This is a genomic window from Halomonas sp. McH1-25, assembly GCF_022348165.1.
Classification (GTDB): Bacteria; Pseudomonadota; Gammaproteobacteria; order Pseudomonadales; family Halomonadaceae; genus Modicisalibacter.
Window position 1 is genome coordinate 65,928 of record NZ_JAKRFI010000005.1, and the last position, 16,542, is coordinate 82,469.

Genomic DNA, 16,542 nt, shown 5'->3' on the forward strand with positions numbered 1-16,542 from the left:
AATGGAATTGATCCTGAATCGACATTGCCGGGTGCATCATGACGACACAAGAGCGAAGGGCCAAGCTGGAAGAACTGCGTGCCGACCTTCAGACACGCATTCAGCGTTACCAGAACCATCAGCACCGTACCAATGGTGCCTTGGACAAGGATCTCGAAGAGCAAGCCCTGGAGATCCAGAACGACGAAGTGGTCGAGCGGCTGGAGGATGAAGCCAGGGAGGAGCTGAGCCAGGTCGAACGAGCCTTGGCGCGCATCGATGCCCAGGTAGGCGATCGCTGCGAGGAGTGTGGCGATCCGATTGCACCCGGGCGCCTGGAAGCCCTGCCCTACACGACCCGCTGCAAGGATTGCGCCAATCTCTAAGGTAAACGGTCTATCCTCCGCTTTCGCCTTGCGACAATGCCAGGGAGGTCAGCATGGACAAACGATACCAGGCCCACGTTTTGTTCTTCGTCATCGGCTTTATTTTCGTGCTGATCGCACAGGATTTCATCGCCGCAGGGCGTACCTACGCACCGATTGCCTATTCCGAGTTTCGCCAGCACCTCGAGCAAGGCGATATCGATACCCTGGAAATCAGTTCGGAACGCATCAAGGGAACCTACAAGTCGCCGCTCGCCGATGGTACCAGTGGCTTTACTACCCATCGCATCGATCCCGAGCTGGCCACCGAGCTAGCCCAATACGATGTCACGTTCGACGGTGAGCCGGATCAGACTTGGCTGGCCTCCCTGCTCTCCTGGCTACTGCCGGTACTGTTCGTATTCGCCATCTGGGGCTTTTTCCTGCGACGGCTAACCGCAAGTCAGGGCGGCCTCGGCGGCATGATGACACTAGGCAAATCCAAGGCCCGCGTTTATGTCGAGACCGAAACCAAGGTAACCTTCGCCGATGTGGCGGGTATCGACGAAGCCAAGGACGAGCTCAAGGAGGTCGTGGCGTTTCTGCGCGACCCTCAGCGCTACGGCCGTTTGGGCGCTCACGTGCCCAAGGGCATCCTGTTGGTCGGCCCGCCGGGCACCGGCAAGACACTGCTCGCCCGGGCCGTGGCCGGCGAGGCCGGCGTGCCCTTCTTCTCGATTTCCGGATCGGAGTTCGTTGAAATGTTCGTCGGGGTCGGTGCTGCCCGGGTGCGTGATCTCTTTGCCCAGGCTGCCAAGGCTACGCCGTGCATCATTTTCATCGACGAACTGGATGCGCTCGGCGGCGCTCGCGGCTTGGGCATGCCTGGTGGCGGCCACGATGAGAAGGAGCAGACGCTCAATCAGCTACTGACCGAGCTCGACGGCTTCGATACCTCGTCCGGCATCGTGCTGCTGGCCGCTACCAACCGCCCCGAAATTCTCGACCCCGCGCTGCTACGCGCCGGACGCTTCGACCGTCAGGTGCTGGTCGATCGCCCCGAGCGCAAGGGGCGTATCGCTATCCTCAAGGTGCACCTGAGGAAGATCAGCAAGTTGGCGCCCGATGTCGATGTCGAGCAGATCGCCGCCCTGACACCAGGCTTTACCGGCGCCGATCTGGCCAATCTGGTCAACGAGGCAGCCCTGCTGGCTACGCGTCGCGATGCCGACGCAGTCACCTTGGATGATTTCACCCAGGCTGTGGAACGTATCGTTGCCGGACTGGAAAAGAAAAGCCGCGTGCTCAATGTGCACGAACGAAATGTAGTGGCACATCACGAAATGGGCCATGCCCTGGTCGCTGCATCGCTGCCGGGTATGGATCCCGTGCACAAGGTCTCGATCATTCCACGTGGTGTCGGCGCCTTGGGGTATACCATTCAGCGCCCTACCGAAGAGCGTTTCCTGCAGACCGTCGCCGACCTGAAAAGCCGCATGGCAGTACTGATGGGCGGTCGGGCCGCCGAACGCCTGATCTTCGATGAGATATCCACGGGAGCGGCCGATGACCTAGCCAAGGTCACCGATATCGCCCGTAGCATGGTCACTCGCTTCGGGATGAGCGACGAGGGTGGCCAGGTCATCTACGAGGAGGACCGCCAAGCCTTTCTGGGCGACAAGTTCGGCCTTACCAAGCCCAAGTCCTATTCCGAGGCAACGGCTCGCGACATCGATGCCGCCGTGCGCCGGCTGGTAGACAACGCCTTCGACCACGCCATACAGATCCTGACCCGCCGCCGCGAGGATCTGGAGAAAGGTGCAGCAATGCTGCTGGAACGTGAAACGCTCACCGCTCAGGATTTTCCGCCTATCGCAGGAGCAGCGAAAACTCCTGCCCCGATAGCGCCGCATCGCCAAGTATAACTGGGTTCTTAACTAAAATTTAATGCAAAGTGATCGAGCAAGGTTGTTATTCATACAAGCGTAAGAAAATTCGCCCTAGAATTTATCACTCCCAAGCTACGCTGCCAGAACTTAGCTAATGTTGATATAGAGCAAATTACATAAACATGCTTGTGCGTAGAATGGATTTTTAACAGCACACGAGTCACCTTGATCGTAATGATGATCTTACTTTGCTTGCCGATCAGCTAAAGAGATTCATGAAATCAAGTTTGAACTTACCAGTTACGAAGACATGCTTCCTTTAGTGAGGCTAAAAATGACGCAGGCTACACAGAAACTAAAACTCGGGGCACTCATCGCTCTTGTTGTCGGCTCGATGATCGGTGGAGGAATCTTCTCCCTGCCACAAAACATGGCCTCAAGCGCCAGTGCCGGTGCGATACTGATCGGCTGGGCGATAACCGCGATCGGCATGTTGACCCTAGCCTTCGTCTTCCAGACGCTGGCCAACCGCAAGCCTGACCTGGACTCGGGTATTTATGCCTATGCCAAGGCGGGCTTCGGCGACTACATGGGGTTCTCGTCCGCCTGGGGCTACTGGATCAGCGCCTGGCTAGGCAACGTCAGCTATTTCGTCCTTTTGTTCAGCACCCTGGGCTATTTCTTTCCCGTATTTGGCGAAGGCAACACGCCTGTTGCCATCGCATGTGCCTCGCTGCTGTTGTGGGGCATCCACTTCCTGATACTGAACGGGATCAAGGAAGCCGCCTTCATCAACCTCGTCACAACCGTGGCGAAAGTCGTGCCGTTGATCCTATTTATCATCATTACGCTATTTGCATTCGATGCCGACATTTTCCTGACCGACTTTTGGGGGGAGAAGAATCTCGAACTTGGCAGTGTGATGGATCAGGTCAGGAACATGATGCTGGTGACTGTCTGGGTATTCATCGGTATCGAAGGTGCCAGCATCTATTCGGCTCGAGCCGAGAAGCGCAGCGACGTCGGCAAGGCTACGGTAACCGGCTTCCTGGGCGTGCTACTTTTACTGGTGCTGGTCAACGTGCTATCCATGGGCGTCATGCAGCAGCCCGAACTGGCAGCTCTGCAAAACCCCTCCATGGCCGGTGTGCTGGAGCAGGTTGTGGGTCGTTGGGGGTCCATCCTGATTAGTGTTGGGCTGGTGGTTTCGTTGGCCGGCGGCCTGTTGGCCTGGACGCTACTGTGCGCGGAGATTCTTTTCGCAGGCGCACGCGACCACACCATGCCGAACTTCTTGAAGAAGGAAAACCGTAAGCAGGTCCCCAGCAATGCCCTATGGATTTCGAACGGTCTGGTTCAGTTATTCCTGGTCGTCACGCTATTTAGCGAGTCCACGTATCTAAGCCTTTTTTATCTGGCCACCTCAATGATCCTGGTGCCCTACTTCTGGTCAGCCGCGTATGCCTTACTGGTGAGCTGGCGAGGCGAAACCTATGAGTCCCAACGGCGTGAACGCCGCAAGGACCTGCTCATTGCACTAATTGCTGTGATCTATAGTGTCTGGCTGATTTATGCGGGAGGTATCCAGTACATCCTGCTTTCGGCGTTGCTATATGCCCCTGGCGCTCTGTTCTTTGCCCAGGCCAAGCGGGAACAGAACAGGCCGGTCTTTCGTCCTGTCGAAAAGCTGATCTTCGCTGGCGTGCTGGCCGGCGCCGTCATTGCTGCCTATGGCCTATATACCGGTTATCTGTCGCTCTGAACACGGTGCCCTGTCGATTACCGAGCCGGCAGGGTCGGCATAGTATCCAAGGAGAATCCCATGACTGCCCCCCTGCAACTCGGCGTGTACTCGGAAATCGGCAAGCTGCGCAAGGTGCTGGTCTGCTCGCCGGGTCTTGCCCATCAACGCCTCACCCCCAGCAATTGCGATGACCTGCTCTTCGACGACGTTCTTTGGGTCAATCAGGCCAAGCGCGACCATTTCGACTTCGTCACCAAAATGCGCGAACGCGGTGTCGACGTTCTCGAAATGCACAATCTGCTGACGGAAACGGTCAAATATCCCGAAGCTCGACAGTGGATACTCGACCGAAAGGTCACGGCCAATCAGGTTGGCCTGGGACTGCAACAGGAAGTTCGCGCCTGGCTTGAAGAGCAGGAGCCACGCCGACTCGCCGAATTCCTTATCGGAGGCGTCTCGGGGAATGACCTGCCTGGCGATCACGCCAGTGCGATCGTCAGGATGTTCCGCGATTACCTTGGCCATTCGAGCTTCATTCTTCCCCCGCTGCCCAACACGTTGTTCACCCGGGACACCACCTGTTGGATTTACGGCGGCGTGACACTGAACCCCATGCACTGGATGGCACGCCGTCAGGAAACCCTGCTGACCGCCGCGATCTACAAATTCCATCCCGAATTCGCCAACGCCAGCTTCCAAGTCTGGTATGGCGATCCCGATATCGATCATGGCATGGCCTCGCTGGAGGGTGGCGACGTCATGCCGCTCGGCAAGGGCATCGTGCTGATCGGCATGGGAGAGCGGACCTCACGCCAGGCGATTGGCCAGCTTGCACAGTCGTTATTCAACCAGGGTGCGGCCGAGCGGATCATTGTCGCGGGCCTGCCGAAATCCCGTGCTGCCATGCATCTGGATACCGTATTCAGCTTCTGTGATCACGATCTTGTGACGGTCTTTCCGGAGGCCGTGCAGTCCATCGTCGCGTTCAGTCTGCGCCCGGATGAAAGCAAGCCGGGCGGCATCGACGTGCGCCGTGAAGAGCAGGGCTTCCTCGAAGTTGTGGCACAGGCGCTGGGTCTGGAGAAGCTACGTACGGTCCAAACCGGAGGCGACAGCTACGAGGCCGAGCGGGAGCAGTGGGACGATGGCAACAACGTAGTGGCCCTAGAGCCCGGCGTCGTCATCGGCTATGACCGCAATACCTATACCAATACGCTGCTGCGCAAGGCCGGGGTGGAAGTCATCACGATCGACGCCAGTGAGCTGGGCCGAGGCCGTGGAGGCGGTCATTGCATGACTTGCCCGATCATTCGAGACCCCGTGGATTATTGATTCAGTCCTACTCTATTTGCATCTCCGAGGAGAACCTGTATGGCCTTCAATATTCACAATCGCAGCCTGCTCAGTCTGATGCGCCACGACCCACGCGAGCTGCGCTATCTGCTGGATCTTTCCCGGGATTTAAAGCGCGCCCGGTACACAGGCAGCGAACGGCAACACCTGAAAGGCAAGAACATTGCGCTAATCTTCGAGAAGTCATCTACCCGTACACGCTGCGCCTTCGAGGTAGCCGCCTACCAGCAAGGGGCCAACGTGACCTACATCGACCCCTCCTCTTCCCAAATCGGCCACAAGGAGACGATAAAAGACACAGCACGAGTCTTGGGGCGGATGTACGATGCCATCGAATACCGGGGCTTCAGCCAAGCCATCGTTGAAGAGCTGGCCAGGTATGCTGGCGTCCCGGTATTCAATGGACTGACCGATGAATACCATCCGACCCAGATGCTCGCTGACGTATTGACCATGCGCGAACACAGCGACAAGCCATTGCATGAGATCCGCTACGCCTATCTGGGTGACGCTCGCAACAATATGGGCAACTCGTTGCTGCTGATCGGTGCCAAACTGGGCATGGACGTTCGCATCGGGGCACCCAAGGCGCTGTGGCCTCACTCCGAGCATGTCGAGGCATGTCGACGATTCGCCGAGGAATCAGGTGGCCGATTGACACTCACCGAAACACCTGCCGGTGCGGTCCAGGACGTCGACTTCATTCATACCGACGTCTGGGTCTCCATGGGTGAGCCCTTGGAGACCTGGGACGAGCGAATCAGGCTCCTGGAAGCCTACCAAGTGAACAAGGCCCTACTGGACGCCAGCGGTAATCCTCGGGTGAAGTTCATGCATTGTTTGCCGGCCCTGCACAACGCCGACACCAAGATCGGCAAGCAGATCGCTGCACAGTACCCTCAACTGGCGAACGGCATCGAAGTCACCGAGGAGGTCTTCGAATCCCCCGCCTGCATCGCCTTCGAACAGGCCGAGAACCGCATGCACACGATCAAGGCGGTGCTGGTTGCTACCCTCGGCGATATCTGACACCTGGGAGATAAACTCGATGCGCATCGTCACTGCCCTGGGCGGCAATGCCCTGCTTCGCCGTGGTGAGCCGTTGACGGCGGATAACCAGCGCGAAAATGTGCGGGTAGCCTGTGCCCAGCTCGCCAGGATCATTCCCGGCAACGAGGTGGTGATTGCTCATGGCAATGGCCCCCAGGTCGGCCTTTTGGCGCTGCAGAGTGCAGCCTACAGCGATGTACCCCCCTACCCACTGGATGTACTCGGTGCCCAGACGGAAGGCATGATCGGTTACATGATCGAGCAGGAACTGGGTAACCTGCTGCCTGTCGAGGTCCCGTTCGCCACCATTCTCACCCAGGTCGAGGTGGACGCCTCCGATCCGGCCCTCCTCCACCCGAGCAAGCCCATCGGGCCGGTATACTCGCAGCAGGAGGCCCAGCGTCTGGTCAAAGAAAAGGGCTGGGACATCGCCCCCGATGGCGATGCTTTTCGCCGCGTGGTTCCGAGCCCGCGGCCCAAACGAATCTTCGAGCTCCGTCCCGTTAAGTGGTTGCTCGAAAAAGGCAGCGTCGTCATCTGCGCTGGTGGCGGTGGCATTCCGACCCTCTACGATGAAGGACGCAAGCTGCATGGTATCGAAGCTGTCATCGACAAGGATTTATGCTCGGCACTCCTGGCACAGGAGCTCGACAGTGATCTGTTGGTCATTGCCACCGATGTCGATGCTGCCTATATCGACTGGGGTCATCCCTCTCAGCGGGCCATAGCATGCGCTCATCCCGATGTGCTGGAAAAGTTGCCCTTCGCGCCAGGCTCGATGGGTCCCAAGATCCAGGCTGCCTGCGACTTCGCTCGTAATACTGGCAAGGAAGCCGTCATCGGTTCCCTGGCGGATATCGAGGCCATTGTCCAGGGCACGGCCGGAACCCGCATCAGCCTGTCGACATCGGGAGTCGAGTATCGCTGAGCAACGATTCGGCAGGCCGCGGACGCCCCGACCGGGCGCTGCAAACCTCGCTCGGAAGCGACATGTATCCCCGTATGCATTTTATGCTACTGGTGCAAGGCATTTTGTTTCGAGGTGCAGGCCTATTGATCGTCTGGCCACAGTTAAGGGCATTAGTGGCAATTGGTGCTGCCTTCATCAAGCTTGATGTCGGTCAAAGCTTACCGGCGCTCCACTGCCATACTCACAAAAGGGATATCTCTGCAGTTGAAGCCGATCGCACCTTAAGTCATGAGGTAATTGTCCAGAGGTGTGGCTGGCAAAACGCTCGGGGCCACGTGTCGTTGCATCGTCCGTTGGCTCCACCTGACCGGCGCGGCACTAGGCATAGGAATCCAGCGTCATCATGACTGACAAGCTGCAGGGGCGAATCAGTGCTATACGAGGCGCGGTGGTTGACGTCGCCTTTCCGCATGGCTTGCCATGCATCAACGATGCTCTGGCCATCCCGCGCGATGATGGCTCTTCGCTGCTGGCCGAAGTGCAAGCCCATCTCGGCGATCAGCACGTGCGCTGCATCGCTTTGGCAAATACCTCGGGCCTGTCCCGAGGCGGCCCAGTCCGTGCACTCGATGGGCCGCTAAGCGTGCCAGTGGGCGATACCGTGCTGGGGCGTCTGCTCGACGTGACTGGTGCTTTGGGTGACGCGGGCCCTACCCTGCCCGACGATATCGCAAGGCGCTCGATTCATCGGTCACCCCCGGCACTGGCCGCCCAGCATGCAGCAAGCGAGCGCTTTGCCACTGGGATCAAGGTCATCGACCTGCTCACGCCATTGTTTCAAGGAGGCAAGGCCGCCATGTTCGGTGGCGCTGGGGTCGGCAAGACTGTGCTGGTCATGGAACTGATCCACGCGATGGTCGAGCGCTATCAGGGCATTTCCGTGTTCGCCGGGGTTGGCGAACGCTCCCGCGAGGGCCATGAAATGCTCCTAGACATGCGCCAGTCCGGTGTCCTGCCACATACCGTGCTCGTCTACGGCCAGATGAACGAGCCTCCCGGCGCGCGCTGGCATGTTCCGCTAACGGCGCTTTCCATCGCCGAATACTTTCGCGATGAGCGTCGCAAGAATGTGCTACTGCTGATGGACAATGTGTTCCGCTTTGTGCAGGCCGGCGCCGAGGTGTCCGGCCTGCTCGGTCGACTGCCCTCGCGTGTCGGCTATCAGCCTACCCTGGCCGATGAGGTGGCCGCGCTTCAAGAGCGCATCGTGTCGGTCGAAGGTGTCGCCGTTACCGCCATCGAAGCCGTCTATGTGCCCGCCGACGACTTCACCGACCCCGCAGTCACCGCCCTTGCCAGCCATGTCGACAGCATGGTCGTGCTGTCCCGAGCCATGGCAGCACAAGGCATGTATCCGGCCATTGATCCCATTGCCTCGTCGTCGATACTGCTTGATCCGTTGGTGGTTGGCGAAAAGCACTTTGCCATCGCCACCGAGGTGCGCCGCACCATTGAGCATTACCGTAGTCTGCAGGATGTCATCTCATTGCTCGGAGTCGAGGAGCTGGGCAGCGAGGATCGGCGTATCGTCGCACGAGCCCGGCGGTTGCAGCGCTTCTTGACCCAACCGTTCGCGGTCACGGAAGCATTCACGGGCATGCCAGGTCGCTCGGTATCGCTCGAGGACACCCTGGCAGGTTGCCAGACTATCCTGGCTGGGGAATGCGATGATTGGCAGGAACGTTCGCTATATATGGTCGGGACGCTCGATGAAGCGCGCAGCAAGGAACAGGCGACCCGACAGGACAGGCACGGGAAAACGCCTACATGAGTCGGGCGCCTTTTCATCTAGTGGTCGCCGCACCGCAGCAGATCCTCGTTGACCGCGACGATATCGTGGCCCTGCGCGCCGAAGATGCCAGCGGCAGCTTTGGACTGCTGCCTGGCCACGTGGATTGCCTAACGGTGCTCACCCCCACGGTGGTGCGCTGGCGCTGCCAGGCGGGTCGTCTGGGGTACTGTGCGATAAACAGTGGCGTATTGAGTCTGGTTGGCCATGAATTGCGTATTGCCTGCCGCGAGGGAGTGACCGGTGATGATCTCGATGCGCTCGAAGCCCGGGTTCATCAGGCCCGCGAATATCAGCAGGACAATGTTCGGCAGGCGCGCGTGGAGCATCTTCGCCTGCATACCCAGGCAGTACGGCAACTGGTGCGCTATCTGCGCCCTGGCAGTGAAACGACGCTGCATGAGGATGGCAACCATGAGCCGTGAATCTGAACGCAATCATATTCACGATGCGGCTCGCCGTGCCGCGGAACGTGCTCGTCAAGGCAGAGAGGACCCCGAACCGTCGCTGGCAAGGCGCCTGGGCCAGATCGGTGTGCTGGGATGGGTCATCGTCATTCCACTGCTACTGGGCCTGTTCCTGGGACGCTGGCTGGATCGCCTGTTGGGAACGGGAGTGCTGTTTGCAGCGGCGCTGTTATGTGTCGGCGCGGGGATCGGGCTGTGGTCGGCCTGGCGCTGGATGCATCACCAATGATGTACCTGAAGGGCACTCTAACGAGGAGGCTTGTCGCATGAGCCTGATCGGGCATGGTGCAGCGGGGCTTTTCCTGGGTCTGGTAGGCGGGTTTGCTCACTTCCTGTCGCTGAATTGGAATCTGAAGTTGTTCCTGGGCGGCAGAACATGGCAAGCCCTGGGGCTACAGGGGGTGCGTCTGACGTTGACAGTCGCCCTGCTGGCCGGTTTGGCCCATTGGGGCGTGTTCGCCGTTTTGACCGGCCTGGCCGGGCTGCTGGCAGCTCGCCACCTGACACTATGCACCCGCAAGACAACAGCGCCATGACCGAATCTCCGCTGCTCACTCCCGTTCTGTTTCATGCCGGCCCGATACCCATCAGTGGCGCCGTTGTGGTGACATGGTTGCTGATCGCAGTGATGACCGCGACCAGTTGGGCGCTGACCCGACATCTCTCGCTGCGCCCCGGTAAAGCCCAGTGCATTCTCGAGCTGTTCGTCGAAACGCTCGACAATCAGATTCGCGATACCATGCAGGTGCCGCCCGAACCCTATAGAGCCCTTATCGGCACCCTGTTCCTCTATATTCTTGCAGCCAACTGGTCGTCGCTGATTCCTGGCATTGAGCCGCCAACGGCACATCTGGAAACCGATATCGTGCTGGCCATGATCGTGTTGCTAGCCAGTATCGGTTACGGCATGGCGACCCGTGGCATTGGGGGCTATCTACGCACCTTCGCCGAGCCGAGCTGGGTAATGATTCCATTGAACCTCGTCGAACAGCTCACACGGACTTTCTCGTTAATCGTGAGGCTGTTTGGCAACGTCATGAGCGGCGTGTTCGTGCTGGGTATTACCTTGTCACTGGCCGGCCTGCTGGTGCCGATCCCGTTCATGGCGCTGGATCTGCTGACCGGTGCCATCCAGGCCTACATCTTCAGCGTCCTCGCCATGGTTTTTCTGGGTGCAGCCATAGAGGCCCACCCGCTACCCGAGCCACTGAAACACAAGGAGCCCTGAGTTGGATAACCTGATCCAGATCGTTAGCATTCTTGCGGCGGCGATTGCCGTTTCCTTCGGCGCCATCGGCCCAGCACTCGCCGAAGGGCGGGCCGTTGCCGCTGCCATGGATGCCATCGCCCGTCAGCCCGAGTCGGCCGGTACGCTGTCACGAACGCTTTTCGTGGGGTTAGCCATGATCGAGACAATGGCCATCTACTGTCTGGTCATTGCCGTGCTGGTTTTGTTCGCCAATCCTTTCGTCGGGTAACATGATGGCGCTCGATTGGTGGACCCTAGGGCTGCAAACCCTCAATGTCCTGGTCCTGCTCTGGTTGCTGTCACGCTTTTTGCTGCAGCCGATAGCGGCAATCATTGCCGCGCGTCAGCAGTCAGCCAGCCACCTGCTCGACGACGCCGCGACAGCGAAGGACGAGGCCCAGCAAATTCGCGAGGCCGCCGAACAGGCCCGTGCCGAGGCCAACCGCCAGCGCACCGCTGCCTTGCAGAAAGCCGAACGCGATGCCGACCTAGCCCGACGCCGGCGGCTTCAGGAAGCCGATGCCGAGATCGAGCGTCGCCGCCAGCAGGCGCAGGAAGCACTAAATACCGAGCAGCAAATGCTGCAGACCGCTATTGAGGCGCGTGCCGGCCATCTGGCTCTCGCCATTGCCGACAGGCTCATGCAGCGTCTGCCGGACAGCGCTCGAGTCGAGGGTTTCATCGATGGCCTCGTCGAAGGGCTGGAGTCGTTGCCGGCGGAGACGCGTCGTTCATTGGCTCAAGCCGATGCCGTCCTGCGTCTCAAGGCCCCCCGGCCATTGACCGGGACCGAGCATAGCTCCTGCATGGCTGCCCTTCGACGTGCCATAAAAATTCCGCTCGAGCCTCAAGTCATCGTCGACCCTACGCTGATCGCCGGATTAGAACTGGAAACCGAGCACGCTATGGTGCGCAACAGCTTGCGCGCCGATCTGGCACGTCTGCAGACGGAGATCTCCCCGCATGACATCGAGCAGTCCTGAAGCCATCGCCGATGCTTGGCTGACCCGCAACCAAGCCGTACTTGAACGCACGCCCTTCGGGGTAGAGGTCGGAGAGATCGGACGTGTCAACCAGATCGCTGATGGGATCGCCCGAGTCACGGGCCTGCCAAATGTGAAGCTCAACGAGTTGCTGCGCTTTGCCGATGGCAGTATGGGCTTTGCCTTGTCGCTAGATGCGGCAAATATCAGTGTGGTATTGCTGGACGATACCAGTGCCATTGCAGCCGGTAGCGAGGTGCATGCTACTGGGGAAGTACTGCAAGTCCCGGTCGGCGAGACACTGCTTGGGCGTGTCATAGATCCACTGGGCCGCCCTCTGGATCGCGATGAACCGATCGAGCCCGAAGGCATGTTGCCGATCGAGCGCCCCGCCCCCGCCATCATCGAGCGCGATCTGGTCAACGAGCCGCTCGACACGGGTATCCTTGTTATCGACAGCCTGTTTCCCATCGGTCGCGGTCAACGCGAACTGATCATTGGCGACCGTGCCACGGGCAAGACGTCTCTGGGCGTCGATACTATCATCAATCAGAAGCACAGCGATGTGATCTGCGTATATGTCGCCGTCGGGCAGCGTGCCCGGGCGGTACAGCAAGTCATCGAGTCGGTGCAAAGGCATGGCGATCCGAGCCGCTGTATCTTCGTCATCGCTGCTGCATCGGCGACCGCCGGCCTGCAGTGGGCAGCCCCTTTCGCGGGATTCAGCGTCGCCGAGTATTTTCGGGATCGCGGCCAACACGCTTTGGTGGTCATTGATGACCTTAGCCAGCATGCCGCCACGCATCGCGAACTCGCCTTGCTGACCCACGAGCCACCGGGCCGCGAAGCCTATCCCGGCGATATATTCTATCTGCATGCCCGTCTTCTCGAGCGGGCCGCCAAGCTCAGCCCCGAGCGCGGTAGCGGCTCGCTGACGGCGCTACCGATCGCCCAGACCGAGGCCGGCAACCTTTCTGCCTATATCCCTACCAACCTTATCTCAATTACCGATGGTCAGATCGTACTCGATGCGCATCTGGCTGCAGCCAATCAACGGCCTTCCGTGGATGTGGGCCTTTCGGTAAGCCGTGTAGGTGGCAAGGCCCAGCCCCACGCCTTGCGCGATGTTTCAGGACGACTGCGGCTGCAGTATTCGCAATTTCAGGAACTCGAAATGTTCACCCGTTTCGGTGGGCTGAGCGACGATCACGTCAAGCAGCAGATCCTGCGTGGGCGTATCATACGCACCCTGCTTACCCAGCCACGATTCGACGCCCTGCGCCGGATAGATCAGATTGCCCTGTTGGCAGCCCTGGCCGAGAGTCGCTTCGATAATTTCCCCCTGTCCCGCATCGCCCGGCTCAGGGCCCACCTCCCGACCTGGCTGGATGCTCGCCTGGGCGCCGACATGCCCGATGCCTCCAGGCTGGCTAACGAGCCACTGGATGATGCGTTACGCCACCGATTGATGGAGGAAGTACAAGCCTTGGCTGACGACATAGCGGGTCGGGCCTCATGAGCGGGCACCTGAACGACGTCACCACGCACCTCGGCACGACCCACGAGCTCGGTCTGGTTATCGCTGCCATGCGGGGTATCGCTGCTGCACGCTCCCGTGAAGCCCAGCAGTACCTGCAGGGTATTCGTACCTATGCAGACACCATCGGCACGGCTATCGGCGAGGCTTTGACGCTGCTTGATACCACAGAGCGACTAACCGTCTCCTCGGCCAAAACTCAGCGGCACCTGCGTATCGTCCTATGTGCCGAACAGGGTTTTGCCGGCAGTTTCAGCGAGCGCATCCTGGCAATGGCATCGGAATCGGAAAACGCATCGGAAAACCCCCTGTTTCTCGTGGGTGAACGTGGTTTGCAACTCGCTGCGGAGCAGTCGATAACACCGACCTGGTCGGCTTCCATGGCAATTCACCCGGACGCCATGCCTTCACTGGCGGGTCACATTTCAGACGCACTCTATGCACAGCTCGACCACGCTGTTCCCACCCGCGTGACGCTGATATACGCCCTACCAGACGGGACTGAGGCCCAACCCATCGTCAGTCGCCCTTTGTTGCCGTTCGATTATTCGCGCTTCCCCGCGACACGCCATGCTCGTCCACCGCATGTCACGCTGCCACCTACCCAGCTGATAGCCAGCCTGGCGGAAGAATACGTCTACGCGGAACTGCACGAAGCCTTGATGTTGTCTTTTGCCGCAGAAAATGAAGCACGCATGCAGTCCATGGTGACCGCCCAAAGCAATATCGAGCAACGGCGAGACACCCTGCTGGCTGAATTTCGGAGCTTGCGCCAGGAAGAGATCACGGAAGAGATCATCGAGCTATCCGCTTCTCGGCTGGGACATTGACAACTCAGAAGTGAAGTTTAAAGACAATACATTTAACGTACCGCATTGCCTGTACACCAGCTTTGCGGGTTCCAGCGCTAATGGAACGCAGGACACTACTCCCTACAAGAGTTTTCGCCCATCGCTCGGGTAACGTAATCGTGCTGTGCGCACTGTCTCGCTAAGAGAATTGCACTGGATCGCATGCTGAGCTGGTAAGTAGTCGCATCCTTTAGAACATGTTCCGTTTCCGCGGCAAACAGGTCCTGTAGCGCTTCGTGGCCGGTATCCACGACGAGACGCCACCGCATACCAGAAGCTACGGGAGGCAAGTGAAAATCCACGGCATCCGCCCCGGCGTTGAACATCAAGAGTAGTGCATGCTCTGCATCCTCCCGGATCAAGCAGGCGCATTGCTTTGCGTGGGGGTGATGCCATTCGGGCGGCCCACCCTGCGGTCCAAGCCAGAGGATCTCCTCGCTTGTGTAGAAGCTTTCCCTGCTCAACACCGGATGAGCATGGCGAAAAGCGATCATGCTCTGCACGAAGCGGAAAAGCCTCGCATGCTTTTCCAGACAGCGCCAGTCACACCAACTCGTCTCGTTATCCTGACAGTAGGCATTATTGTTCCCACCTTGGGTACGACGAAACTCATCGCCACCAAGCAGCATCGGTACGCCGCGTGAAATCAGTAGAGTCAGAAAAAAATTCTTGATCTGTCTCTCACGCATCATTTCGATAATGGCATCGGAGGTTTCGCCTTCCGTGCCGTAGTTCGCACTATAGTTTTCATCGGTGCCATCACAATTGTGCTCACCGTTAGCTTCATTGTGCTTTCTGCTGTAACTCACCAGATCGTTGAGTGTGAAGCCATCATGACAGGTCACGAAGTTGATACTGTTCTCGGGTCCTTTACCCGACACCGCGTAAATGTCGGCACTACCACAAATGCGGCTCGCAAATACCCCGAGCATGCCCTCATCGCCGCGCCAAAAACGTCTGATATCATCCCTGTAGCGGCCGTTCCACTCCGACCAGCGTCGCTCAGAAAAGGTACCCAACTCATAAGCGCCAGCAATATCCCACGCCTCGGCAATGAGCTTCACGTTCCGTAGTACCGGATCTTCGGCAATTTGTGCAGGAAGTGGCGCATTAGCCAATAGCTTGCCATCGCAGTCCCGTCCAAGGATCGATGCCAGGTCAAACCGGAACCCGTCCACATGCATTTCCACGACCCAATAGCGCAACGAATCCAGAATATAGCCGCGCACCACCGGATGATTGGCATTGAACGTATTGCCGGTTCCCGAGTAGTTTCTATAGCGCCGCTTGTCATCGGCCAGCATGTAATAAATGCTGTTGTCTATTCCACGGAAACTCAGGGTGGGACCGAGTTCATTCCCTTCCGCCGTATGGTTGAATACAACGTCCAGAATCACCTCGATACCCGCCTGATGTAGGGTTCGTACCAGCGTTTTGAACTCCCTCACCTGCTGCCGCTGGCTCCCGGCACTGCTGTAGGAGGCTTTCGGTGCAAAATAGCCCACCGAGTTGTACCCCCAGTAGTTGTAGACAGTAAACGACTCTCCGGTAAGTGGATGAATCTCGGGTAGTTGGCGTTCGTTGAACTCGTGTACCGGCATCAATTCTAGTGCCGTCACGCCCAACTCCTTCAGGTAGGGGATCTTTTCCATCAGGCCGCGATAGGTGCCAGGATGCATCACGTCAGCGCTCGGATGCCGAGTGAAGCCACGCACATGAGTTTCGTAGATGACAGTCTTCGACCAAGGGTGACGGGGCGGTAAATCGTCCTGCCAGTCAAAGTCATCTTGTATGACGATACACTTCGGCATGGCATCTGCGCTATCGAGCATGGAGCGCGTCAGCTCCAATGTCGAAGGGTCATAGTCCCGCGCCGGCCCGTAATCCCAGTTAGAGTTTAGTGTGATTGCCCGTGCATAGGGGTCTAGGAGCAGTTTATGAAAATTGAACCGGTGGCCCTCCTCGGGCTGGCACGGGCCATCCAGTCGATAGGCATAAAGCTGGCCCGGGCGAATGCCGTTCACCCAGACATGCCATACGTCTCCGGTGCGGTTACGGAACGGATCGAGCCTAATGACCCTGGCAGGTTCGGCGTCTTCGGGAAGCTCAAAGAGTTCTAAGTGAACGCGGCGGGCATGACGACTGAAAAGAGCAAAGTTGGCTCCCTCGCCATGGATGTGCGCTCCCATGGGAAGAGGAGCGCCTCTTTGAACTTCGATCAGTTCCGCAACCGGCTGGGTGCCTTTCGCCATGGTTTCTGCCGCGGTCTGTCAGGTTACGGAAGAACGTTATCGAGCTTTCCGCCTTTCGACTGGG

16 protein-coding genes are annotated in these 16,542 nt (G+C 58.8%); 15 read left to right on the plus strand and 1 reads right to left on the minus strand.

Features of this window, described 5'->3' with window-relative positions:
• Positions 1–38 precede the first annotated feature (38 nt).
• From MHM84_RS13905 to MHM84_RS13975, 15 genes are all read left to right on the plus strand, one after another.
• The gene (locus MHM84_RS13905; RefSeq protein ID WP_239266961.1) at positions 39–365 is read left to right on the plus strand and encodes a TraR/DksA family transcriptional regulator; all 327 of its coding nucleotides are present in this window, start codon (positions 39–41) and stop codon (positions 363–365) included.
• Positions 366–418: 53 nt separating this feature from the next.
• On the plus strand, positions 419–2,269 hold the full coding sequence (gene ftsH, locus MHM84_RS13910; RefSeq protein WP_239266962.1) for an ATP-dependent zinc metalloprotease FtsH: 1,851 nt from the start codon (positions 419–421) through the stop codon (positions 2,267–2,269).
• Between the two features lie 298 nt (positions 2,270–2,567).
• On the plus strand, positions 2,568–3,995 hold the full coding sequence (arcD, locus tag MHM84_RS13915; RefSeq protein WP_239266963.1) for an arginine-ornithine antiporter: 1,428 nt from the start codon (positions 2,568–2,570) through the stop codon (positions 3,993–3,995).
• Between the two features lie 60 nt (positions 3,996–4,055).
• The gene (arcA, locus tag MHM84_RS13920; protein ID WP_239266964.1) at positions 4,056–5,309 is read left to right on the plus strand and encodes an arginine deiminase; all 1,254 of its coding nucleotides are present in this window, start codon (positions 4,056–4,058) and stop codon (positions 5,307–5,309) included.
• A gap of 39 nt (positions 5,310–5,348) precedes the next feature.
• Positions 5,349–6,359, plus strand: coding sequence for an ornithine carbamoyltransferase (locus tag MHM84_RS13925; protein ID WP_239266965.1), 1,011 nt, complete (start codon positions 5,349–5,351; stop codon positions 6,357–6,359).
• Between the two features lie 19 nt (positions 6,360–6,378).
• On the plus strand, positions 6,379–7,308 hold the full coding sequence (arcC, locus tag MHM84_RS13930) for a carbamate kinase (protein WP_239266966.1): 930 nt from the start codon (positions 6,379–6,381) through the stop codon (positions 7,306–7,308).
• A gap of 385 nt (positions 7,309–7,693) precedes the next feature.
• Complete coding sequence (gene atpD, locus MHM84_RS13935; RefSeq protein WP_239266967.1) at positions 7,694–9,121, plus strand: F0F1 ATP synthase subunit beta; 1,428 nt, start codon at positions 7,694–7,696, stop codon at positions 9,119–9,121.
• Complete coding sequence (locus tag MHM84_RS13940) at positions 9,118–9,564, plus strand: F0F1 ATP synthase subunit epsilon (protein ID WP_239266968.1); 447 nt, start codon at positions 9,118–9,120, stop codon at positions 9,562–9,564. Before atpD ends, MHM84_RS13940 begins: the two co-directional genes overlap by 4 nt.
• Positions 9,554–9,835, plus strand: coding sequence for an AtpZ/AtpI family protein (locus tag MHM84_RS13945; RefSeq protein ID WP_239266969.1), 282 nt, complete (start codon positions 9,554–9,556; stop codon positions 9,833–9,835). Before MHM84_RS13940 ends, MHM84_RS13945 begins: the two co-directional genes overlap by 11 nt.
• Before the next feature lie 37 nt (positions 9,836–9,872).
• Positions 9,873–10,142, plus strand: coding sequence for an ATP synthase subunit I (locus MHM84_RS13950; RefSeq protein WP_239266970.1), 270 nt, complete (start codon positions 9,873–9,875; stop codon positions 10,140–10,142).
• On the plus strand, positions 10,139–10,834 hold the full coding sequence (locus tag MHM84_RS13955; RefSeq protein WP_239266971.1) for a F0F1 ATP synthase subunit A: 696 nt from the start codon (positions 10,139–10,141) through the stop codon (positions 10,832–10,834). Before MHM84_RS13950 ends, MHM84_RS13955 begins: the two co-directional genes overlap by 4 nt.
• 1 nt (position 10,835) lies before the next feature.
• Entirely contained in the window at positions 10,836–11,084 is a 249-nt protein-coding gene (locus tag MHM84_RS13960) for a F0F1 ATP synthase subunit C (protein WP_092844411.1), read from the plus strand.
• A gap of 4 nt (positions 11,085–11,088) precedes the next feature.
• Positions 11,089–11,838 (plus strand): hypothetical protein, encoded by a 750-nt coding sequence (locus MHM84_RS13965; RefSeq protein ID WP_239266972.1) that lies wholly within the window; start codon positions 11,089–11,091, stop codon positions 11,836–11,838.
• A complete protein-coding gene (locus MHM84_RS13970; protein ID WP_239266973.1) occupies positions 11,819–13,357 on the plus strand; it encodes a F0F1 ATP synthase subunit alpha in 1,539 nt (512 codons plus the stop codon). Before MHM84_RS13965 ends, MHM84_RS13970 begins: the two co-directional genes overlap by 20 nt.
• Positions 13,354–14,205, plus strand: a complete 852-nt coding sequence (locus MHM84_RS13975) for a FoF1 ATP synthase subunit gamma (protein ID WP_239266974.1) — start codon at positions 13,354–13,356, stop codon at positions 14,203–14,205. The genes MHM84_RS13970 and MHM84_RS13975 overlap by 4 nt, the downstream gene beginning before the upstream one ends.
• 95 nt (positions 14,206–14,300) lie before the next feature.
• Here the strand turns inward: MHM84_RS13975 and glgX are convergent, their stop codons facing one another.
• Positions 14,301–16,478: a glycogen debranching protein GlgX gene (gene glgX, locus MHM84_RS13980; RefSeq protein WP_239266975.1), complete on the minus strand. Its 2,178-nt coding sequence runs from the start codon at positions 16,476–16,478 to the stop codon at positions 14,301–14,303.
• Positions 16,479–16,542 lie beyond the last annotated feature (64 nt).

Coding starts and splice junctions, on each gene's coding strand:
- MHM84_RS13945 (WP_239266969.1), top strand. CDS start 9,554: ATGAGCCGTGAATCTGAACGCAATCATATTCACGATGCGGCTCGCCGT.
- MHM84_RS13970 (WP_239266973.1), top strand. CDS start 11,819: ATGACATCGAGCAGTCCTGAAGCCATCGCCGATGCTTGGCTGACCCGC.
- MHM84_RS13955 (WP_239266971.1), top strand. CDS start 10,139: ATGACCGAATCTCCGCTGCTCACTCCCGTTCTGTTTCATGCCGGCCCG.
- ftsH (WP_239266962.1), top strand. CDS start 419: ATGGACAAACGATACCAGGCCCACGTTTTGTTCTTCGTCATCGGCTTT.
- arcA (WP_239266964.1), top strand. CDS start 4,056: ATGACTGCCCCCCTGCAACTCGGCGTGTACTCGGAAATCGGCAAGCTG.
- MHM84_RS13925 (WP_239266965.1), top strand. CDS start 5,349: ATGGCCTTCAATATTCACAATCGCAGCCTGCTCAGTCTGATGCGCCAC.
- atpD (WP_239266967.1), top strand. CDS start 7,694: ATGACTGACAAGCTGCAGGGGCGAATCAGTGCTATACGAGGCGCGGTG.
- arcC (WP_239266966.1), top strand. CDS start 6,379: ATGCGCATCGTCACTGCCCTGGGCGGCAATGCCCTGCTTCGCCGTGGT.
- MHM84_RS13940 (WP_239266968.1), top strand. CDS start 9,118: ATGAGTCGGGCGCCTTTTCATCTAGTGGTCGCCGCACCGCAGCAGATC.
- arcD (WP_239266963.1), top strand. CDS start 2,568: ATGACGCAGGCTACACAGAAACTAAAACTCGGGGCACTCATCGCTCTT.
- MHM84_RS13965 (WP_239266972.1), top strand. CDS start 11,089: ATGGCGCTCGATTGGTGGACCCTAGGGCTGCAAACCCTCAATGTCCTG.
- MHM84_RS13950 (WP_239266970.1), top strand. CDS start 9,873: ATGAGCCTGATCGGGCATGGTGCAGCGGGGCTTTTCCTGGGTCTGGTA.
- MHM84_RS13975 (WP_239266974.1), top strand. CDS start 13,354: ATGAGCGGGCACCTGAACGACGTCACCACGCACCTCGGCACGACCCAC.
- MHM84_RS13905 (WP_239266961.1), top strand. CDS start 39: ATGACGACACAAGAGCGAAGGGCCAAGCTGGAAGAACTGCGTGCCGAC.
- glgX (WP_239266975.1), bottom strand. CDS start 16,478: ATGGCGAAAGGCACCCAGCCGGTTGCGGAACTGATCGAAGTTCAAAGA.